General features: G+C 60.5%; 17 protein-coding genes. 8 read left to right on the top strand and 9 right to left on the bottom strand.

The features are described 5' to 3' along the window. The first annotated feature begins 1 nt into the window (after nucleotide 1). On the top strand, nucleotides 2–766 hold the full coding sequence (locus KUD11_RS08820) for an EcsC family protein (protein ID WP_109385031.1): 765 nt from the start codon (nucleotides 2–4) through the stop codon (nucleotides 764–766). Here KUD11_RS08820 and KUD11_RS08825 read toward each other — a convergent pair. The 8 genes from KUD11_RS08825 to KUD11_RS08860 form a co-directional block, all read right to left on the bottom strand. After that, the gene (locus KUD11_RS08825; RefSeq protein ID WP_181375278.1) at nucleotides 753–2,060 is read right to left on the bottom strand and encodes an NAD(P)-dependent oxidoreductase; all 1,308 of its coding nucleotides are present in this window, start codon (nucleotides 2,058–2,060) and stop codon (nucleotides 753–755) included. The genes KUD11_RS08820 and KUD11_RS08825 overlap by 14 nt on opposite strands. 117 nt (nucleotides 2,061–2,177) lie before the next feature. Next, entirely contained in the window at nucleotides 2,178–2,513 is a 336-nt protein-coding gene (locus KUD11_RS08830; protein ID WP_109385029.1) for a cupin domain-containing protein, read from the bottom strand. 19 nt (nucleotides 2,514–2,532) lie between these two features. After that, complete coding sequence (gene ptsP / locus KUD11_RS08835; protein ID WP_109388019.1) at nucleotides 2,533–4,776, bottom strand: phosphoenolpyruvate--protein phosphotransferase; 2,244 nt, start codon at nucleotides 4,774–4,776, stop codon at nucleotides 2,533–2,535. A 149-nt stretch (nucleotides 4,777–4,925) separates the two neighbouring features. Further along, a complete protein-coding gene (locus KUD11_RS08840; RefSeq protein ID WP_109385028.1) occupies nucleotides 4,926–6,164 on the bottom strand; it encodes an aspartate kinase in 1,239 nt (412 codons plus the stop codon). A gap of 74 nt (nucleotides 6,165–6,238) precedes the next feature. Continuing rightward, complete coding sequence (locus KUD11_RS08845; RefSeq protein ID WP_109385027.1) at nucleotides 6,239–6,643, bottom strand: ACT domain-containing protein; 405 nt, start codon at nucleotides 6,641–6,643, stop codon at nucleotides 6,239–6,241. Between the two features lie 3 nt (nucleotides 6,644–6,646). After that, nucleotides 6,647–7,285: an SDR family oxidoreductase gene (locus KUD11_RS08850; RefSeq protein ID WP_109385026.1), complete on the bottom strand. Its 639-nt coding sequence runs from the start codon at nucleotides 7,283–7,285 to the stop codon at nucleotides 6,647–6,649. Nucleotides 7,286–7,305: 20 nt separating this feature from the next. Next, entirely contained in the window at nucleotides 7,306–7,719 is a 414-nt protein-coding gene (locus KUD11_RS08855; protein WP_109385025.1) for a DUF1178 family protein, read from the bottom strand. 70 nt (nucleotides 7,720–7,789) lie between these two features. Continuing rightward, nucleotides 7,790–8,227: an NUDIX hydrolase gene (locus KUD11_RS08860; RefSeq protein ID WP_224380175.1), complete on the bottom strand. Its 438-nt coding sequence runs from the start codon at nucleotides 8,225–8,227 to the stop codon at nucleotides 7,790–7,792. Nucleotides 8,228–8,410: 183 nt separating this feature from the next. Here KUD11_RS08860 and modA point away from each other — a divergent pair, with 183 nt between their 5' ends. From modA to KUD11_RS08880, 4 genes are all read left to right on the top strand, one after another. Then, a complete protein-coding gene (gene modA / locus KUD11_RS08865; protein WP_109385023.1) occupies nucleotides 8,411–9,136 on the top strand; it encodes a molybdate ABC transporter substrate-binding protein in 726 nt (241 codons plus the stop codon). Further along, nucleotides 9,136–9,819, top strand: coding sequence for a molybdate ABC transporter permease subunit (modB, locus tag KUD11_RS08870; RefSeq protein WP_109385022.1), 684 nt, complete (start codon nucleotides 9,136–9,138; stop codon nucleotides 9,817–9,819). Before modA ends, modB begins: the two co-directional genes overlap by 1 nt. Beyond that, on the top strand, nucleotides 9,816–10,901 hold the full coding sequence (modC, locus tag KUD11_RS08875; RefSeq protein ID WP_109388017.1) for a molybdenum ABC transporter ATP-binding protein: 1,086 nt from the start codon (nucleotides 9,816–9,818) through the stop codon (nucleotides 10,899–10,901). Before modB ends, modC begins: the two co-directional genes overlap by 4 nt. 249 nt (nucleotides 10,902–11,150) lie before the next feature. Next, on the top strand, nucleotides 11,151–12,782 hold the full coding sequence (locus KUD11_RS08880; RefSeq protein ID WP_109385021.1) for an ABC transporter permease: 1,632 nt from the start codon (nucleotides 11,151–11,153) through the stop codon (nucleotides 12,780–12,782). A gap of 143 nt (nucleotides 12,783–12,925) precedes the next feature. Here KUD11_RS08880 and KUD11_RS08885 read toward each other — a convergent pair whose 3' ends face one another. Then, entirely contained in the window at nucleotides 12,926–13,336 is a 411-nt protein-coding gene (locus KUD11_RS08885) for a hypothetical protein (protein WP_109385020.1), read from the bottom strand. A 464-nt stretch (nucleotides 13,337–13,800) separates the two neighbouring features. Here KUD11_RS08885 and KUD11_RS08890 point away from each other — a divergent pair, with 464 nt between their 5' ends. The 3 genes from KUD11_RS08890 to KUD11_RS08900 all read left to right on the top strand — a co-directional run bounded on the left by KUD11_RS08890 (nucleotide 13,801) and on the right by KUD11_RS08900 (nucleotide 16,376). Further along, nucleotides 13,801–14,436, top strand: a complete 636-nt coding sequence (locus KUD11_RS08890; protein ID WP_109385019.1) for an ATP-dependent Clp protease proteolytic subunit — start codon at nucleotides 13,801–13,803, stop codon at nucleotides 14,434–14,436. Between the two features lie 126 nt (nucleotides 14,437–14,562). After that, entirely contained in the window at nucleotides 14,563–15,828 is a 1,266-nt protein-coding gene (clpX, locus tag KUD11_RS08895; protein ID WP_109385018.1) for an ATP-dependent Clp protease ATP-binding subunit ClpX, read from the top strand. A gap of 164 nt (nucleotides 15,829–15,992) precedes the next feature. Next, nucleotides 15,993–16,376 (top strand): NADH:ubiquinone oxidoreductase subunit NDUFA12, encoded by a 384-nt coding sequence (locus tag KUD11_RS08900; protein ID WP_109385017.1) that lies wholly within the window; start codon nucleotides 15,993–15,995, stop codon nucleotides 16,374–16,376. Nucleotides 16,377–16,379 lie beyond the last annotated feature (3 nt).

Raw genomic sequence — 16,379 nt, forward strand, 5'->3', positions numbered from 1 at the left:
CATGGATTTGCTTGGCCCCCCGATAGATAAAACTGCCGTCGATGCGCAGCTTGATGCGCTTGTGCTGCGCCATGCGCAGGCGGGCTCTGTCGGTATCCAAGTGCTCAACATGATCGGGAGCCGCGCTGAAAGCTTGCTGGACCGATTACCTGCGGACGTGCGCGGGCGGCTTGGTGACGGCACGCAGGAGGCGTTGCGGCTGGCAATGCGTGCGGCGGACCGCTCGCGCAGTGTTGTGGGCGGACAGCCGCAGTGGCTGACCCGTGCCGTGACCACGGCGATGGGGGCCGCGGGCGGTATGGGCGGATTGCCAAGCGCGCTGGCCGAGCTTCCGGTGACCACGACGATTTTGTTGCGCGCGATACAGGATGTGGCCGCCGAGCATGGGTTTGATCCGGCGGAAAAGGGCGTGCAGTTTGATTGCATCCATGTCTTTGCTGCGGCGGGGCCACTGGACCATGATGACGGCTCTGATCTGGCCTTTCTGAGCACGCGGATGGCTGTGTCGGGCAAGGGGGTGCAGGCGTTGATCGCGAAAGTTGCGCCGCGCCTCAGCACGGTTCTGGGCCAGAAGCTTGCGGCGCAGACGGTGCCGATTTTGGGCTCGGCGGCAGGGGCCGCGACGAATTACGCCTATACCAGCTATTATCAACAGATGGCGCATGTTCATTTCGGGCTGCGGCGATTGGCGATTGAAGCGGATATGGATCATGGCGCGGTGCTGGACGCGTTTTGCGCGCGCGTGGCGGTGCCTAAACGCCCCTGAGCACATCCAGCACATTGCTAAGAAACGGCAAATGCAAGCCACCGCTGAGCGTGTCAATGCCGGGCAGATGCGCCGCATCAGGGTCATAGCCGCCGATATTTTCGATCATCCAATTGGTGCCCACGCTCCAGACGATCATTTCCTCGATCACGGCGCGGTCAAGCCCCACGCTTTGGCCCAGCAGGATCGCCTCTGCGTTCAAGGCGTGATTTGCGGCGGCCATGATGCGAATCAGTGTGTCGATCAGATCTGATTGGTGCGCGGTTGGCGTAAACTCCGGGGCGCGGTAGTGCGCGGGCAGTTTGGGGGTCATGCGACCCAATGCGTCGGTGTCCATCTGCTCGCTGATGACAAAACTTGGGTCGATGCCGTATTTTGAAGGCGCGATGAAGCCGGGGATGCGGATGGCCATGTCGTTTGCATCTTCGGTCAGTTTCAGCACCTTGAGGTGGTTTTGGCTTGGGTCATAGACCTGTCCGGCGAGGGCATAGCGGTCACACACAAGGCGGCTGAGCGGGAGGGTGACACCGCGCTCTTCCGCAAAAGCGAGGGTGAGCGCCATGTCCTTGACGCCGATTGCGAGCGAGCATGAGGTGTCGTAGCTGCCATCGAACAGCATGGGGATGAATTGTGTCACGGTGACGGACGCCGCAGGGCTGCCCGCGATTTTCTCCCACATCCAATGGGTCGGTATGCCGGCATGCTGAGAGATGGCGAGGCAATCGCCGCTGATTGAGGCCGCGCCATAAAAGATAAGGTTTGTCAGCAGTTTGACCGCTTGGGCCGAGCCGATATCGCCGGTGAAGAACGAGATTTGGGCAACGGCCTCAAGGATGCCCTTGGCACTGTCATAGCCCGCTTTTTCGCCCGCGCAATAGACGCTGGAATTGCCGAAATCGACACCCATATGCGACAGGTTGCTGACCGGGGCCTCAAGGCAGAAGGCGCCGTTGGATTTGAGCACGTCCCTGATGCGGATTGTGCTGTGGTAGTCGGTCGTCGACAGGTTGATCCATATGGCCTCGGCCTGCATCGCGTGGGCGGCCCCATTATCCCCGAGCATCGCCTCGTTCACATGGCTGGGTTGCGCAAGGCAGGTGATGAGGCTGTCGGTACCTTTGGCGACATCTCGGGGCGTTTCGGCCCAAGTGGCGCCTGCAGCGATCACATCGGTTGCGGCGCTGCGGTATTTGTCGTGGACCTTCACGGTATAGCCTGCGGACAGGAGCGACCGGATAACTGGGGGTCCGATGCGGCCTGTGCCGATGAAGCCGATGATTTTATCTTGTGACATATGCCCTCCAGTGCTGAGGAGGAGCGTAGATGGGCAATGGACGGTTGGATACTGCATCTGCGACATTGGGTTTGTCGCCGTGGACCTCCTCCAGCCCTTGCGGGCTGTCTTCGGCTGTTATCCCTTGAGCGGATAGCGGTCGGTTTCCTCAAACACGTCGATCACGCGGCTTCCGGCGGCGATACGGGCGCTGTGCGTGACGCCTTCGGGGATGAAATAGCTGTCGCCGGGGCCGTAGATCTTGGTCTCGTCGCCGATCGTCATCTCGATCTCGCCTTCGATCACGCTACCCCACTGCGCCCTGTGGGCGTGGGGCGGCAGGTCCATGTCCTTGTGGAAGGTGAAGAACACGACAAGCCCCGCCTCGGAGAGGACCGCGTTGGATTGCACGATATCCTCGGGGAAGGGCAGGTTGAGGCTGGGCAAGGTCTGCATGAAATCGGGAAAGGGCATAGGGTACGGGGGCCTTTGGTCAGAGTTTCTCGCGCAGGTAATCCATCACATCTGCGCGCACCGATTGGTTGCCCGAGGCGCTGGCCTTGGCGATGACGCCGGCCAACTCATCAAGGTTCGTGCGGCGCAGGATGGATTTCACCGGACCGATGGAGGCGGGGCGCATCGACAGGTTGCGCAGGCCGATGGCTGCGAGGCACGCGGCCTCGACCGGGCGGCCTGCATCCTCACCGCAAAAGCTGAGCGGGGTGTTTGAGGCTGCACAGCGCGCGACGATCTGCTCGATGAAGGTCAGAAAGCTCACGTTGAGCGTGTCATAGCGGCGGCGCACGCGCTCGTTCTCGCGGTCGGCGGCGAAGAAGAACTGCTTGAGATCATTGCCCCCGATGGAGAGGAAATCGACCTCGCGGTAGAACTGCTCGGGCGAGAAGGCGAGGCTGGGTGTTTCCAGCATGGCACCCACCTTGAGCGCGCTGGGGATGGGGTGACCCAACACGCGCTCACGCTCCAGCGCCTTGTCCATCTCAGTACGGGCCATGGTGAACTCATCGCGCTGCGCCACGAAGGGGAACATGATCGAGAGGGGGCGCCCGGCGGCGGCACGGATCAGCGCCTGAAGCTGCATCCGCATCACGCCTGGCTTATCAAGCCCCACGCGGATCGCGCGCCAACCCATGGCGGGGTTGGGCTCATCCGTGGGCTTCATATAGGGCAGCACCTTGTCCGAGCCGATATCGAGGGTGCGGAAGATCACCGGCTTGTCGGCGGCGGCGTCCATCACGCGGGCGTAAAGCTCGCTCAGCTCGCCCCGGCGGGGCATTTGGGAGCGGATGAGAAATTGCAGCTCTGTCCGGAAAAGGCCCACGCCATCGGCGCCGGAGCCTTGCAGGCTAGGCAAGTCGGCCATCAGCCCCGCATTCATGTTGAGCGAGAGCGTCTTGCCACAAAGCGTCTCGGCGGGCTTGTCGCGGATCGAGGCGTAGCGTTCCTGCGCCTTGGCCTGCATCGCCATTTTGTCCTTGAAGGCAGCAAAGACGGTGTCGTCGGGGCGCAGATGTGCGATGCCCTGATCGCCATCGACGAGGATCGGATCGCCGTTGAGCGCCTCTGTCGTGATGCCGCGCGCGTTGATCACCAGCGGGATGGCGAGCGCGCGCGCGACGATTGTTGCATGGCTGCCGACCGCGCCTTCCTCCAGCACGATGCCCTTGAGGCTACGGCCATAATCCAAAAGCTCCGCCGGGCCGATATTGCGCGCAATGAGAATGGGATCGGGCGGCATTTCCGCCCCGGTCTGTCCGCCTTGGCCGGTGAGGATACGCAGCAGGCGATTGCTGAGATCATCGAGATCGTGCAAACGGTCGCGCAGATAGGCATCGGCCACCTGACCCATGCGGCTGCGGGCGGTCGATTGTTCTTTCTCGACGGCGGCCTCGGCGCTGAGGCCCCGGCCGATATCCGCCTCGATCCGCCGCATCCATCCCTTGGAATTGGCGAACATCCGGTAGGTTTCCAGCACTTCGAGCTGTTCTTTGTCGCCGGTGCGCACATGGTTGAGCATACGGTCCACGCCGACGCGCAGCTCGTCCACAGCCTCGTTCAGGCGTTCAAGCTCGCGGGTGGGATCTTCGGCGAACGGGTTGGTGACGACCACGCGCGGCTCGTGCAGCCACACATGACCGCGCGCGGCCCCCTCCTGTGCGGTGGCACCACGAAAGAGCACCGGTTGCTGGTGGCGGGCGGACATGGCAGCCCCCTCGCCGATAAAGGCGCCAAGCTCGGCCATTTCGGCCAGAACCATGGCGACCACCTCGACCGCGTAGACCTCATCATCGGAATATTTGCGCGCCTCGCGCGATTGCACCACAAGCACGCCCAGTTTCTCGCCCAGCCGCTGAATGGGCACACCAAGGAAGGACGAATACGCCTCCTCGCCCGTCTCGGGCATGTAGCGAAACCCCTTGGTGGAGGGCGCGTCGTCGGTGTTGATCACATGACCCTTGCGCGCGACACGCCCGACAAGACCCTCGCCCATCCGCATGCGTGTCTGGTGCACGGCCTCTTTGTTGAGGCCCTCGGTCGAGCAAAGTTCAAGCGTGTCCGCATCGCGGAACAGATAGATTGAGCAGACCTCGATCAGCATCTCTTCGGCAATCAGCCCGGTGATCTGGTCAAGCCGGGTCTGGCCACCCGCCTCGACCGCCATGATGTCGCGCAGCCGGCCCAGCAGCTTGCGGCTGTCGGTTTTCCTGTCGCGTGTCATAATGTCTGCGGCCCCCGGTCGGATCACCGGGACACGGCCCGGCGCACCAGTTTAAAGCATATCGGCGGGTGAAGCGAAACGGAAATATCGCGCGGGGCGGGAATTGCCACGCGCGCCGCAACCGTGCGCGCCGCATAAATGGGCAGCGGTCAGGCGGCCTTGTGCAGCTCAAACGCGTCATGCAGGGCCTGAACGGCCAGTTCCATGTACTTGCGGTCAATCAGCACCGAAATCTTGATCTCTGAGGTTGCGATAACCTTGATATTCACACCTTCGTCGCTGAGCGTTTTGAACATCAGCGCGGCCACGCCCGACTGGCTCCGCATCCCGATGCCCACCGCCGAGACCTTGGCCACATCCGTGTCGGCCACCAGATCATGGTAGTTGATCTCGCCACGATCCTGCGCGCCTTGCAGCGCTTTTGTCGCGCGCGCCACCTGATCGGTGGGGCACGAGAAGGTCATATCGGTGCGCCCTTCTTCGGCGATGTTTTGAATGATCATATCAACATTCACGCCCGCCTCGGAGAGCGGCCCGAAGATGGCGGCGGCGATGCCGGGGCGGTCGGCGACGGAGATAAGGGTCATTTTCGCCTCATCGCGGCTATAGGCGATGCCGGAGACAACATTGGATTCCATGATTTCCTCCTCGGCGCAGACCAGCGTGCCTGCGTCATCTGATTGTTCCTCAAAGCTGCTGAGCACGCGCAGTTTGACATTATAGCGCATCGCCAGCTCAACCGAGCGGGTTTGCAGCACCTTGGCCCCGAGCGAGGCCAGCTCCAGCATTTCCTCAAACGCGATCTTGTCCAGCTTGCGGGCCTTGGACGCTATGCGCGGGTCGGTGGTGTAGACGCCGTCCACATCCGTGTAGATATCGCAGCGCTCGGCGTTGAACGCGGCGGCAAAGCCCACGGCGGTGGTGTCGGACCCGCCACGGCCCAGTGTGGTGATGCGGCCCTCGGGGCTGACCCCTTGGAAGCCCGCGACGACGGCGACTTTCATACCCTCGGCGAACTTGGCGGTGATGTTCTCGGACGGGATCTCTTCAATGCGGGCGGCACTGTGCGCGGAGGTTGTCTTAACCGGCACTTGCCAGCCCTGCCAGCTGCGCGCGGGTACGTCCATTTCCTGCAAGGTGAGCGCCATGAGGCCTGCGGTGACGTTTTCGCCGCTGCTGACCACAGCGTCATATTCACGCGCATCATAAAGCGGCGATGTCTCATTCACCCAGCCGACAAGTTCGTTGGTCTTGCCCGACATGGCGCTGACGATGACGATCACATCATAGCCCTTGGCCACCTCGACGCCCACGCGTTTTGCAGCGCGGCGGATGCGGTCAAGATTGGCCACGGATGTGCCGCCGAATTTCATCACGAGAACGGGCATGGGTGCGGTCCTTGGAAGTCATGCATGATAGTGCTCGGCGTCCGTTTACGCGGGGGGCGCACGGCGTGCAAGGGTCAGGGGGTATCGGCCTCTGCTGCCATCTGGTGCAGGGCGTCTATAGCCGCCTCCGCGCGGGCCTCGGGGATGAAGAGGTGGTCGTGGTAAAACCCCGCGACCGGGTTCACGCCCATGTTGAGCGCTGCAAGCCGTATGGAGACGCGCGCAAGAAATCCCACCGCCTCCAGCGCCGAGTGGATATTGAGCGTGATCATGCGGCACGGAAACTCATACGGGATATGCGCGGCCTCAGCCTCGGCCTGCGTCAGGATCAGCGTGGTGCCCTCGGCCTCCTGAAACACCATTTGCGGGGTGAGACCCGCCGGGACGGGGCCCTTCACCGTGGCAAAAACAAAGGTGTTAGCGTCCAGAACCGGGTTCATGCCGCGCAGCAGCGTCGTTAGGTCATGCCCGCCGCTCATATGTCACCAGACATGGGTGCTGCCATCATAATTGAGAAAGCTGCCCGTGCTCTCAAGGCTCAGGCGATCAAAGCACGCGGTGAGGCCTGCCGCACTTTCTTCCACACTGATCTCGGCGTCATCTGTGCCCATATCGGTGCGGACCCAGCCGGGGTGATAGATGCCGATGGCGATCCCGTCGGGTTTCAGATCAACGCTGAGGTTGCGCCCAAGGTTCAGGGCAGCGGCCTTGGACGAACGGTAGATATAGCTGCCGCCGGGCGCGCGCTCCTGGCTGGCCATGGTGCTTGAAATTATGGCGATTTTCGGCGTTTGGGCCGCGCGCAGATGAGGCAGCAATGCCTCTATCGTCAGAAAGACCCCTGCCACGTTGACGGCGAATGTCTCGGCCCACTTATGCGGCTGATACCCCGCGCCAAGCGTATCCTCGCGGTCGAGATACACGCCCGCATTGCAAATCAGAAGATCGACGGGCGCTTTGAGATTGGCCGCGAAAGCCGCAATCTGCGCTGGGTCCGTGACATCGAGCTGTGTGGCCCCCGGCGCGCGGGTGGTGCCGGTGACAGTATCGCCGCGCGCGGTGTAATCCGCAGCGAGGGTGGCGCCGATGCCGCGATTGGCGCCAGTGATGACAACATGCATAGAGAGGCTCCTTCAGGGGCTCAGTTGGATTTGCGCGCAGGGCGGAAGGGCAGCGGCATGACCGGCACGCCGTCCTCTATGAGGGCTTTGGCCTCCTCCGGCTTGGCCTCGCCATAGATTGCGCGCGCGGGCGCTTCGCCGTCATGGATTTGGCGTGCTTCGGTGGCAAAGTTGAGGCCTACATAGTCGGAGTTTTCCTCCACCTCGCGGCGTATTTGGGCCAGGGCGCGTTCCTTGTCTGAGGTTGGGGCGCTCAGTGCGCCTTTGCGGCTGGCGCGAACTTTTGGCGCCATCAGCGACTTGCTGACCTCAGTCGTGCCGCAGATTGCACACGACACCATCCCGGCGGCGGCCAGCTTGTCATAGGCGTCCGCCGATTGAAACCAGCTGTCAAAGCTGTGATCGGCGCTGCATTTGAGAGAGAATTTTATCATTCCGCACCCCGAGCCTGATTGCTCTCCTCTACATCTACTGGCGGGGCGCGTGAAATCAAGCGTGCAGAGGTCAACCAGTGACGAAGCGGGGGTGGAAATTGTGGATGATCTCGGCCAACTCAGGTTCGGCAATGCGCGCGGCGGCCTTTTTGGGGCTCAGCCATTTGCGGCGTCTTTGGTCCATTTCGGGGTAGGTGGCGGAGATGGTTTTGACCTTCATCGCATAGATCATCGCCACGCAAGGCAGCTCTCTTTTGGGCTCCAGCAGCTTGTGATAAGAAAACAGTCCAAGGCAGCGATCATACATCTTACCGCGCACGCCGGCCTCTTCCCATGCTTCGATCGCGGCACATTCCGCAGGGGTTTTGCCGTCCATGGGCCAGCCCTTTGGCACGATCCAGCGTTTGGTGCCTCGGCTGGTAACCAGCAGGATTTCGGGCTTGTCGCGGACCATGCGAAAGCACAACGTGGCAAACTGAGTGCGCACGTCGCTCTTATGTGCCGACATCAAATCAATCGGTTCTTGTTTACCCGTTAAAAGGGACATTCTGCCCATACCGCTCTTCGGACCACTTTAGCCTTCTTCTTTTCTATCATATAAAGCTAAAACCAATGAAAACACTAGTTTGAAATGAATTCTTCGCACCAAACCCCTTCTGATATAGTTAATTTACGCCGCTTTTGGGGGGTGATGATGGGCTGTGTGTTGGGTTTTGTGGCCTGTTTTGGTGCTGGTCCTGCCCGCGCGGAGGCGCCGGTGGTTTTTGCGGCTGCCTCTTTGCGTGGCGCGCTTGATGCGGTGGCGGAGGCCTATGGTGGCGCTGTTTTGTCCTATGGCGGCAGCGGGTCAATGGCGCGGCAGGTGGCGCAGGGTGCGCCTGCGGATGTTGTGATCCTCGCATCGGATGAGTGGATGGAGTGGCTTGTGGCGCAGGGCGCTGTGCCTGAGGCGCAGGTGCTTTTGGGCAATTCCCTTGTGCTCATTGGGCCAGCCGGCGCTGAGGCTATGGCTGAGATTTCGGCGGAGACGATCCTTGCGCGGCTGGGCGGCGGACGTTTGGCGATGGGGCATGCGCAAAGCGTGCCCGCAGGGATCTACGCACGTGATTGGCTTGAGGGTGCGGGGCTTTGGGAGGCTCTTTCTCCGCATCTGGCAGAGACAGAAAATGTGCGCGTGGCGCTTGCGTTTGTGGCGCGTGGGGAGGCCCCTTTGGGGATCGTTTACGGTACCGACGCGCTGGCCGATCCGGGGGTGCAGGTGCTTTACGAGGTGCCGGAGGAACGCCATGCGCAGATCGTCTATCCGGCGGCGGCTTTGACCCCGAAGGGTAACAGCTTCCTCACGTTTCTAGAAGGTTCAGAGGCTAAAGAGATCTTTGAAGCTTACGGGTTTCGTCCCATGGCGGAGGACCCATAATGCTGGAACCTGCGGAATGGGCGGCGCTCATGCTCTCGCTCAGGGTGTCGTTTGTCGCGGTGATCGTGAGCCTGCCCTTGGCGGTCTATGTCGCGTGGCTTTTGGCGCGCGGGCAGTTTCGCGGCCACGCATTGCTCAGCGCATTGGTGCATTTGCCGCTCGTGTTGCCGCCTGTCGTGACCGGGTATCTGCTGCTGCTGACGTTTGGGCGCAATGGCGCAATCGGCGGGATGCTGGAAAGCGTGGGGATCGTCTTGGCCTTTCGCTGGACCGGGGCTGCTCTGGCCGCGGCTATCATGGGGTTTCCGTTGATGGTCAGGGCGATACGCCTCTCAATTGAAGCGGTCGACCCCAAGCTGGAGGAGGCGGCGGCCACGTTGGGCGCGCCGCGCTGGGCAGTATTTATGCGGGTGACATTGCCTCTGATCGCGCCGGGAATTTTGGCGGGCACAGTGCTGGGCTTTGCCAAGGCGATGGGCGAGTTTGGTGCGACGATCACCTTCGTGGCCAACATACCCGGCGAGACGCAGACATTGCCCTCGGCCATCTATGCGTTCTTGCAGGTGCCGGGAGGCGAGGGAGGTGCGATGCGGCTTCTGGTGCTGTCGCTTGTCGTAGCGGTCGGCGCAGTTCTTGTGTCCGAGTGGCTGGCCCGGCGCATGGCGGCGAGGGCACGGGCATGAGCCTCAATGTCGCCTTGCGCCACCGGTTCGCGGAGTTTGCGCTCGATGTGGCGTTCGAAGCGGGTGCGGGCGTGACGGCGCTTTTTGGCCCTTCGGGAGCAGGAAAGACCAGCGTTGCCAATGCGGTGGCGGGGCTTTTCCAACCGGACGAGGGGCGTATCACGCTGCGGGATAATGTGCTTTTTGACCGGGCGGCGGGGGTAAATGTGCCCACGGCGCGGCGGCGGATTGGTGTTGTGTTTCAGGACGGGCGGCTCTTCCCACATCTTGATGTGGCGGGCAATCTGGCCTTTGGCGCGCGCTATGCGCCGCAGGAGGCCGGGGGAGTTGAGGTCGGAGCGATCTGCGATCTGTTGGGGATCGGGCATCTCACGGCGCGCCTGCCCGGTGCGCTTTCCGGCGGTGAAAAACAGCGCGTGGCCTTGGCGCGCGCCTTGCTTATGCAGCCGCAGCTTTTGGTTATGGACGAGCCTTTGGCAGCGCTTGATGGGCCGCGCAAGGATGAGATCTTGCCCTATCTGGAACGGTTGCGCGACGCAGATGGCGCGCCGATCATCTATGTCAGCCACTCGGTCGCGGAGATTGCGCGTCTGGCGGACCGTATCGTTGTTCTGGACCAAGGCCGTGTGGTGCGGACGGGTCCGGTGGGGGATGTCCTGAGTGATCCTGTGATGATGCCTTTTGTGGGGGTGCGAGAAGCGGGCTCGGTGCTGGCGGCGGTTGTGCTTGAACGCCATGCGGACGGGTTGACGCGCCTTGGTCTGAGCGGGGGTGAAATGGTGCTTCCGGGTGTCGGTGCAGATGTGGGTAAGTCCTTGCGGATCAGAGTGTTGGCGCAAGATGTTATTGTGGCGCTTGAAAAGCCGAAAGGGCTGTCATCACGCAATATTCTACGCGCAGCGGTGGAGGAATTACACCCCGGCTCGGGCCCGGGCATGGCGGTGTCGCTGCGCCTTGGGGCGGATCGGCTTTTGGTGCGGATCACACGGCGCGCGGCGGAAGAGCTTTCCCTTGCGCCGGGTCTTGAGGTCTACGCGATCTTGAAGGCAACCGCGATTGCGCGGGGCGATATCGGGACGTGAGGTATGAATCCATGCGTTCAATCCCTCACTTATACACAGATATTGAACTTTGAATTTTGATATTCAGACTTTGAGGTGAAATTCGATCGTGGCGCGTGGGGCACGCTCGATTCAAAGCGAATTTCAACATGTTTCCAAGGCGCTCCCAAGCTGTTCTGAGCCTTTGCCAAACCCGGCTCTGGCCTTGACCCTCTGTGGCGCGGGGATTACGGATCAAAACACTCAGGTATCAGGGAGGCCCTACGCATAATGACTGAAACGCTGATGCACAGGCTGGCATGGGGCGTCGCTGCGCTTTGCGTGGCACCGATCATTGCGGCCGCGTTGGCGGCGCTTGGCGGCGATCTGAGCACGTGGCGCGATGTTTTGTCATCGGTCCTGCCGCGCTACACGATCACCACGCTGATATTGGTCTCCATTGTTGCTCTGGGCACGGCGTTGATCGGCACGGGGGCGGCTTGGCTGGTCACAGTCTACAAGTTTCCCGGCGTGCGATGGCTGGAGGTGGCGCTGGCGCTGCCCTTGGCATTCCCTGCCTATGTCATGGCCTATGCCTATACGGATTTGTTGGATCATCCCGGCGCGGTCCAGAGCCTCTTGCGCGATCTGACCGGTTGGGGCCCGCGCGACTACTGGTTCCCTGAAATCCGGAGCCTTGGCGGGGCGGCGATGATGCTGACCTTTGTTTTATATCCATATGTTTACCTGCTGGCGCGTGCGTCTTTCCGGCAGCAAAGCTCAAACGCTTTTTTGGTCGCGCGCACCTTGGGCCGCGCGCCGATGCGGGCGTTTTGGCGGGTGGCCTTGCCGATGGCGCGGCCTGCGATCATGGGGGGTGTGTTGCTGGCTGTGATGGAGACGATTGCGGATTATGGCACGGTTGCGTTTTTCAACGTGCAGACGTTTTCCACCGGGATTTATCAGGCGTGGTTCAGCGTGGGCGATCGGGCGGCGGCGGCGCAATTGGCGCTATGCCTCTTGTTCTTCGCGCTGCTCTTGGCGGGGCTGGAGCGGGCACAACGCGGGAAAGCCCAACGTGCGGGCCGGGGTGGTGCGCGGTTTGAGGTCTTGGCCAAGCCTGAGTTGACCGGCTGGAAAGGGTGGGGCGCATTTGCGCTCTGCATGGTGCCGGTGATGTTCGGTTTCGTGATCCCTGCGGTGATGCTCAGCGTGATGGCCGCAGGGTCGGGCCATAACATCAGCCAAGAGGTCTATTTGGGGCTGATGGTGAATTCGGTCACTTTGGCCAGTATCGCGGCGGTTCTGACCGTGCTCGGCGCAATATTGATCGGATTTCGGGCGCGCACTCGGCCCGGGCGCACCTCACGTGGCCTCGTGGTGGGCGCGGGGCTTGGCTATGCCGTGCCGGGGGGGGTGATTGCGGTGGGGCTGATGGTGCCGCTTGCGGGGCTCGACAATGCGATTGATGCGTTCATGGAGGCGCAGTTTGGCATTGATACCGGGCTTTTGATCACTGGGTCGATCTGGCTCATGGTGCTGGCCTATATGGCGCGGTTCATGGCGGCGGCTTTGAATGCCTATGACAGCGGAATGGCCACGGTGCCTGCGCATTACGACGCGATTGCGCGGTCCTTGGGGCAGGGGGCGGGGCGGCTTTTGTGGCGTGTCCATTTGCCCGTGGCGCGGACGTCCGTTTTGACGGCGCTGCTCATCGTGTTTGTCGATGTGATGAAGGAATTGCCTGCCACGCTGATCCTGCATCCGTTTAATTTTCAGACACTTGCGGTGCGCGCCCATAGGCTTGCCTCGGACGAGCGGCTGGCGGAGGCGGCGGTGCCGTCGCTCGCGCTGGTGGCGTTTGGGCTTGTTCCTGTGCTGATCCTGTGCCGCGCGTTGGGGCGGGAGAGCGCGCGGGGGTGAGGTGATATGCAGGGGCAGGTTTGAAGGGCTGTTTTGCTGGGTGAATGGGTGGTTTGAGCCTTACCAAGACCTTCGATTTTCAAATAATATCGATGTCCATGGCCCAATGTGGACCATGGAGGCGTTCATCTGAAGCGACCGATTTACGGGATGTGGCTCCAAATTTTCTGCGCAACCCTTGCGTTATCCGCAAGCTGCTGGGCTGGAATTTTGGACGATTGCGTCTGAATGCGATGAACAGTCAAACTAGGATTGGCAGCGATGTAGGCATTAATAGTGTCCACCGTGATGCCGCGCGACTTTGTTGCGCAGACCATGAGATCGCAGTTGTGTGTCTTAAAGCACTGAATGGCGTCTAATATCATAGCCCCTGTATCTCCAGCACTGCGAACACCAATCGTATATTGATTAGAATTCTTGGTCAGCGGGCCAGCATACTTGATGTCACCACGTCTCGGGACCGAAAAGTTTGGTAAATTGGCCCGTGCAAAATCCTTAATTGACGTGGACTTACCGCTGTTCCCGACGCCCTCTACTACAATTAAAATCGCCATTTTACTCTCCTATTTATAACGACAAACTAACGGCTGGAAGCACGGTTTGCTAGTGTTTTCAGCATTACCGCATTCGGTAGCCGATAATTCGACGAGCAAGCGTTTGGGCAGTGATAGGCGCTAAATAGCTGCGGGTATTCTAGGCATTATGGGTGTTCATTTCCTGCTATCGCTCGAGAATCCACACGTGACGGCACCCCGTTACTCACATGGCAGCGAAAATCCACTTTCCGCCAAATTTGCGATGTTGGCTGCAAATCGCGCCATAGTCGGTTTGTCCGCTTAGCCGCCATTGGCCGTTAAACCTGCACTATCATCATCGATATGATGAGATTTGAAAGATGGCGCGAGGTCGGGAGTGGGACAAAATACCCACCCGCCCTTGCAGGCCCTAGGGCGCAATACTAAGACTCCCTTAGGACCTGATCCGATAAGGATCGCACATAACCAGCAGGCAGGTGCATATGAACGACCCGATTGACACATACATGAATACACTCGTGCCGATGGTGGTCGAGCAGACCAGCCGGGGCGAGCGGGCCTATGACATTTTCTCGCGCCTCTTGAAGGAACGGATTATTTTCCTCAGTGGCCCTGTGCATGACGGTATGTCGTCGCTGATCGTGGCGCAGCTTTTGCATCTGGAGGCGGAGAACCCGTCCAAAGAAATCTCCATGTATATCAACAGCCCCGGCGGTGTCGTGACCTCTGGTTTGTCGATTTATGATACGATGCAGTATATCCGGCCTGCGGTCTCGACGCTTGTGGTCGGTCAAGCGGCCTCGATGGGCTCGCTCTTGCTGACTGCGGGCGAGAAGGGGATGCGTTTCTCGCTGCCCAACAGCCGCGTGATGGTTCACCAGCCTTCGGGTGGCTACCAAGGTCAGGCCACGGATATCATGATCCACGCCCAAGAAACCCAAAAACTGAAGACGCGTCTCAACCAGATTTATGTCAAGCATACGGGCCAGACATTGAAAAAGGTCGAGGATGCTCTGGAACGCGACAACTTCATGTCGGCGGAAGATGCGAAGAACTGGGGTTTGATCGACGAGATTGTCGAGAACCGCAGCAAGGTGGAAGACGATAAAAAGGCCTAGGTCACAGCTCTGTGCGGGCGGCCATTTTCAGATTGTGGCCGCTCCGCCCCTGTCCTAAGCTGGATTACAAATGCGCTCCGGGATTGTGTCAATGCGAGCCTGCGCGCTGCGCTCGAAAGGTAGATCATGTCGAATAACTCTGGCAGCGACAGCAAGAACACCCTCTATTGTAGCTTTTGCGGCAAGAGCCAGCATGAGGTGCGCAAGCTTATTGCGGGCCCCACGGTCTTCATATGCGACGAATGTGTCGAGCTTTGCATGGACATTATCCGCGAAGAAACACGCTCGGCGGGGCTGAAATCCTCAGACGGGGTGCCGACACCGCGCGAGATTTGTGACGTGCTGGATGACTACGTGATCGGGCAGGCCACGGCGAAACGGGTTTTGTCCGTCGCGGTGCATAACCATTACAAACGGCTTAACCATTCCGGGAAATCCGGAGAAATTGAATTGTCGAAATCCAATATCCTGCTGATTGGCCCTACGGGCTGCGGCAAGACGTTGCTGGCGCAGACGCTGGCGCGGATTCTCGATGTGCCGTTCACAATGGCGGACGCCACCACCCTGACCGAGGCGGGCTATGTCGGTGAGGATGTGGAGAATATCATCCTCAAATTGCTGCAAGCGTCCGAGTATAACGTCGAGCGCGCGCAGCGCGGCATCGTCTATATTGATGAGGTCGACAAGATCACGCGCAAGTCCGAGAATCCCTCGATCACCCGCGATGTGTCGGGTGAGGGCGTGCAACAGGCGCTCTTGAAGCTGATGGAGGGCACGGTTGCCGCGGTTCCGCCACAAGGTGGTCGTAAACATCCTCAGCAGGAATTCCTGCAAGTGGATACCACCAACATACTTTTCATCTGTGGCGGGGCCTTTGCAGGTCTCGACAAGATTATCGCGCAGCGCGGCAAGGGCAGCGCCATGGGCTTTGGTGCGGATGTGCGTGACGAGAGCAAGAAGGGCATCGGCGAGTATTTCAAGGATCTGGAGCCTGAGGATCTGTTGAAATTCGGCCTGATCCCAGAGTTTGTCGGGCGTCTTCCGGTGATCGCTACGCTGGAGGATCTGGACGAGGATGCGCTTGTGACGATCCTGACACAGCCCAAGAACGCTCTGATCAAGCAATACCAGCGTCTCTTTGAGCTTGAGGATGCGCAGCTGAGCTTCACCGATGATGCGCTGACCTCGATCGCCAAGCGCGCGATTGAGCGCAAAACCGGCGCGCGTGGCCTGCGGTCAATCCTTGAGGATATCTTGCTCGACACGATGTTTGAGCTGCCGGGTCTGGCGAATGTGGGTGAGGTCGTCGTCAATGATGAGGCGGTGAACTCGGACGCGGAGCCCTTGCTGATCTATGCCGATCCCAAGAAGGAAGAGGCCAGCGCGGGCTGATTTTTTGCCCGCCGCAAGCCCCGAGCGGAGCGTGCGGAAGGCCATTGCGGATATGACAGTTTTATAAGGCGCGTCCTTGCCGGCGCGCCTTTTCCTTGTGACGCGCCACTGGACCTTTGAGTGGTGATACGCCATATCTGAGGGGATGAAATCCGGAGGTCCTGATGGGCATTCTTAAGACTTTGCTGCGCTCGGTCACATGGTGGCATGGGCAGACATTGAACACGCAACTTTGGACGTGGCGCAAAGGCGTCAAGGTCGGTGAGGATGCGCAAGGCAACAGCTTTTACCACACGCGCGACGGCAAGCGGCGCTGGGTGATTTTCAACGGTGAGGCTGAGGCGAGCCGCGTCGGCCCCGAGTGGCACGGCTGGCTGCACCACACCTATCAAGAGCCGCCCACGCAGAGTCCCTTGCCCCGCAAGGTATGGGAAAAGCCGCATCAGGAGAATCTGACAGGCACGGCGCTGGCTTATGCGCCTGCGGGATCACTCCGGCGGGCTGAGCCGAAGGAGCGCCGCGATTACGAGGCGTGGAGCCCGGAATAGGGA

Source organism: Roseovarius carneus, assembly GCF_020141465.1.
Classification (GTDB): Bacteria; Pseudomonadota; Alphaproteobacteria; order Rhodobacterales; family Rhodobacteraceae; genus Roseovarius; species Roseovarius carneus.

Coding starts and splice junctions, on each gene's coding strand:
- KUD11_RS08820 (WP_109385031.1), top strand. CDS start 2: ATGGATTTGCTTGGCCCCCCGATAGATAAAACTGCCGTCGATGCGCAG.
- KUD11_RS08825 (WP_181375278.1), bottom strand. CDS start 2,060: ATGTCACAAGATAAAATCATCGGCTTCATCGGCACAGGCCGCATCGGA.
- KUD11_RS08830 (WP_109385029.1), bottom strand. CDS start 2,513: ATGCCCTTTCCCGATTTCATGCAGACCTTGCCCAGCCTCAACCTGCCC.
- ptsP (WP_109388019.1), bottom strand. CDS start 4,776: ATGACACGCGACAGGAAAACCGACAGCCGCAAGCTGCTGGGCCGGCTG.
- KUD11_RS08840 (WP_109385028.1), bottom strand. CDS start 6,164: ATGCCCGTTCTCGTGATGAAATTCGGCGGCACATCCGTGGCCAATCTT.
- KUD11_RS08845 (WP_109385027.1), bottom strand. CDS start 6,643: ATGAGCGGCGGGCATGACCTAACGACGCTGCTGCGCGGCATGAACCCG.
- KUD11_RS08850 (WP_109385026.1), bottom strand. CDS start 7,285: ATGCATGTTGTCATCACTGGCGCCAATCGCGGCATCGGCGCCACCCTC.
- KUD11_RS08855 (WP_109385025.1), bottom strand. CDS start 7,719: ATGATAAAATTCTCTCTCAAATGCAGCGCCGATCACAGCTTTGACAGC.
- KUD11_RS08860 (WP_224380175.1), bottom strand. CDS start 8,227: ATGTCGGCACATAAGAGCGACGTGCGCACTCAGTTTGCCACGTTGTGC.
- modA (WP_109385023.1), top strand. CDS start 8,411: ATGATGGGCTGTGTGTTGGGTTTTGTGGCCTGTTTTGGTGCTGGTCCT.
- modB (WP_109385022.1), top strand. CDS start 9,136: ATGCTGGAACCTGCGGAATGGGCGGCGCTCATGCTCTCGCTCAGGGTG.
- modC (WP_109388017.1), top strand. CDS start 9,816: ATGAGCCTCAATGTCGCCTTGCGCCACCGGTTCGCGGAGTTTGCGCTC.
- KUD11_RS08880 (WP_109385021.1), top strand. CDS start 11,151: ATGACTGAAACGCTGATGCACAGGCTGGCATGGGGCGTCGCTGCGCTT.
- KUD11_RS08885 (WP_109385020.1), bottom strand. CDS start 13,336: ATGGCGATTTTAATTGTAGTAGAGGGCGTCGGGAACAGCGGTAAGTCC.
- KUD11_RS08890 (WP_109385019.1), top strand. CDS start 13,801: ATGAACGACCCGATTGACACATACATGAATACACTCGTGCCGATGGTG.
- clpX (WP_109385018.1), top strand. CDS start 14,563: ATGTCGAATAACTCTGGCAGCGACAGCAAGAACACCCTCTATTGTAGC.
- KUD11_RS08900 (WP_109385017.1), top strand. CDS start 15,993: ATGGGCATTCTTAAGACTTTGCTGCGCTCGGTCACATGGTGGCATGGG.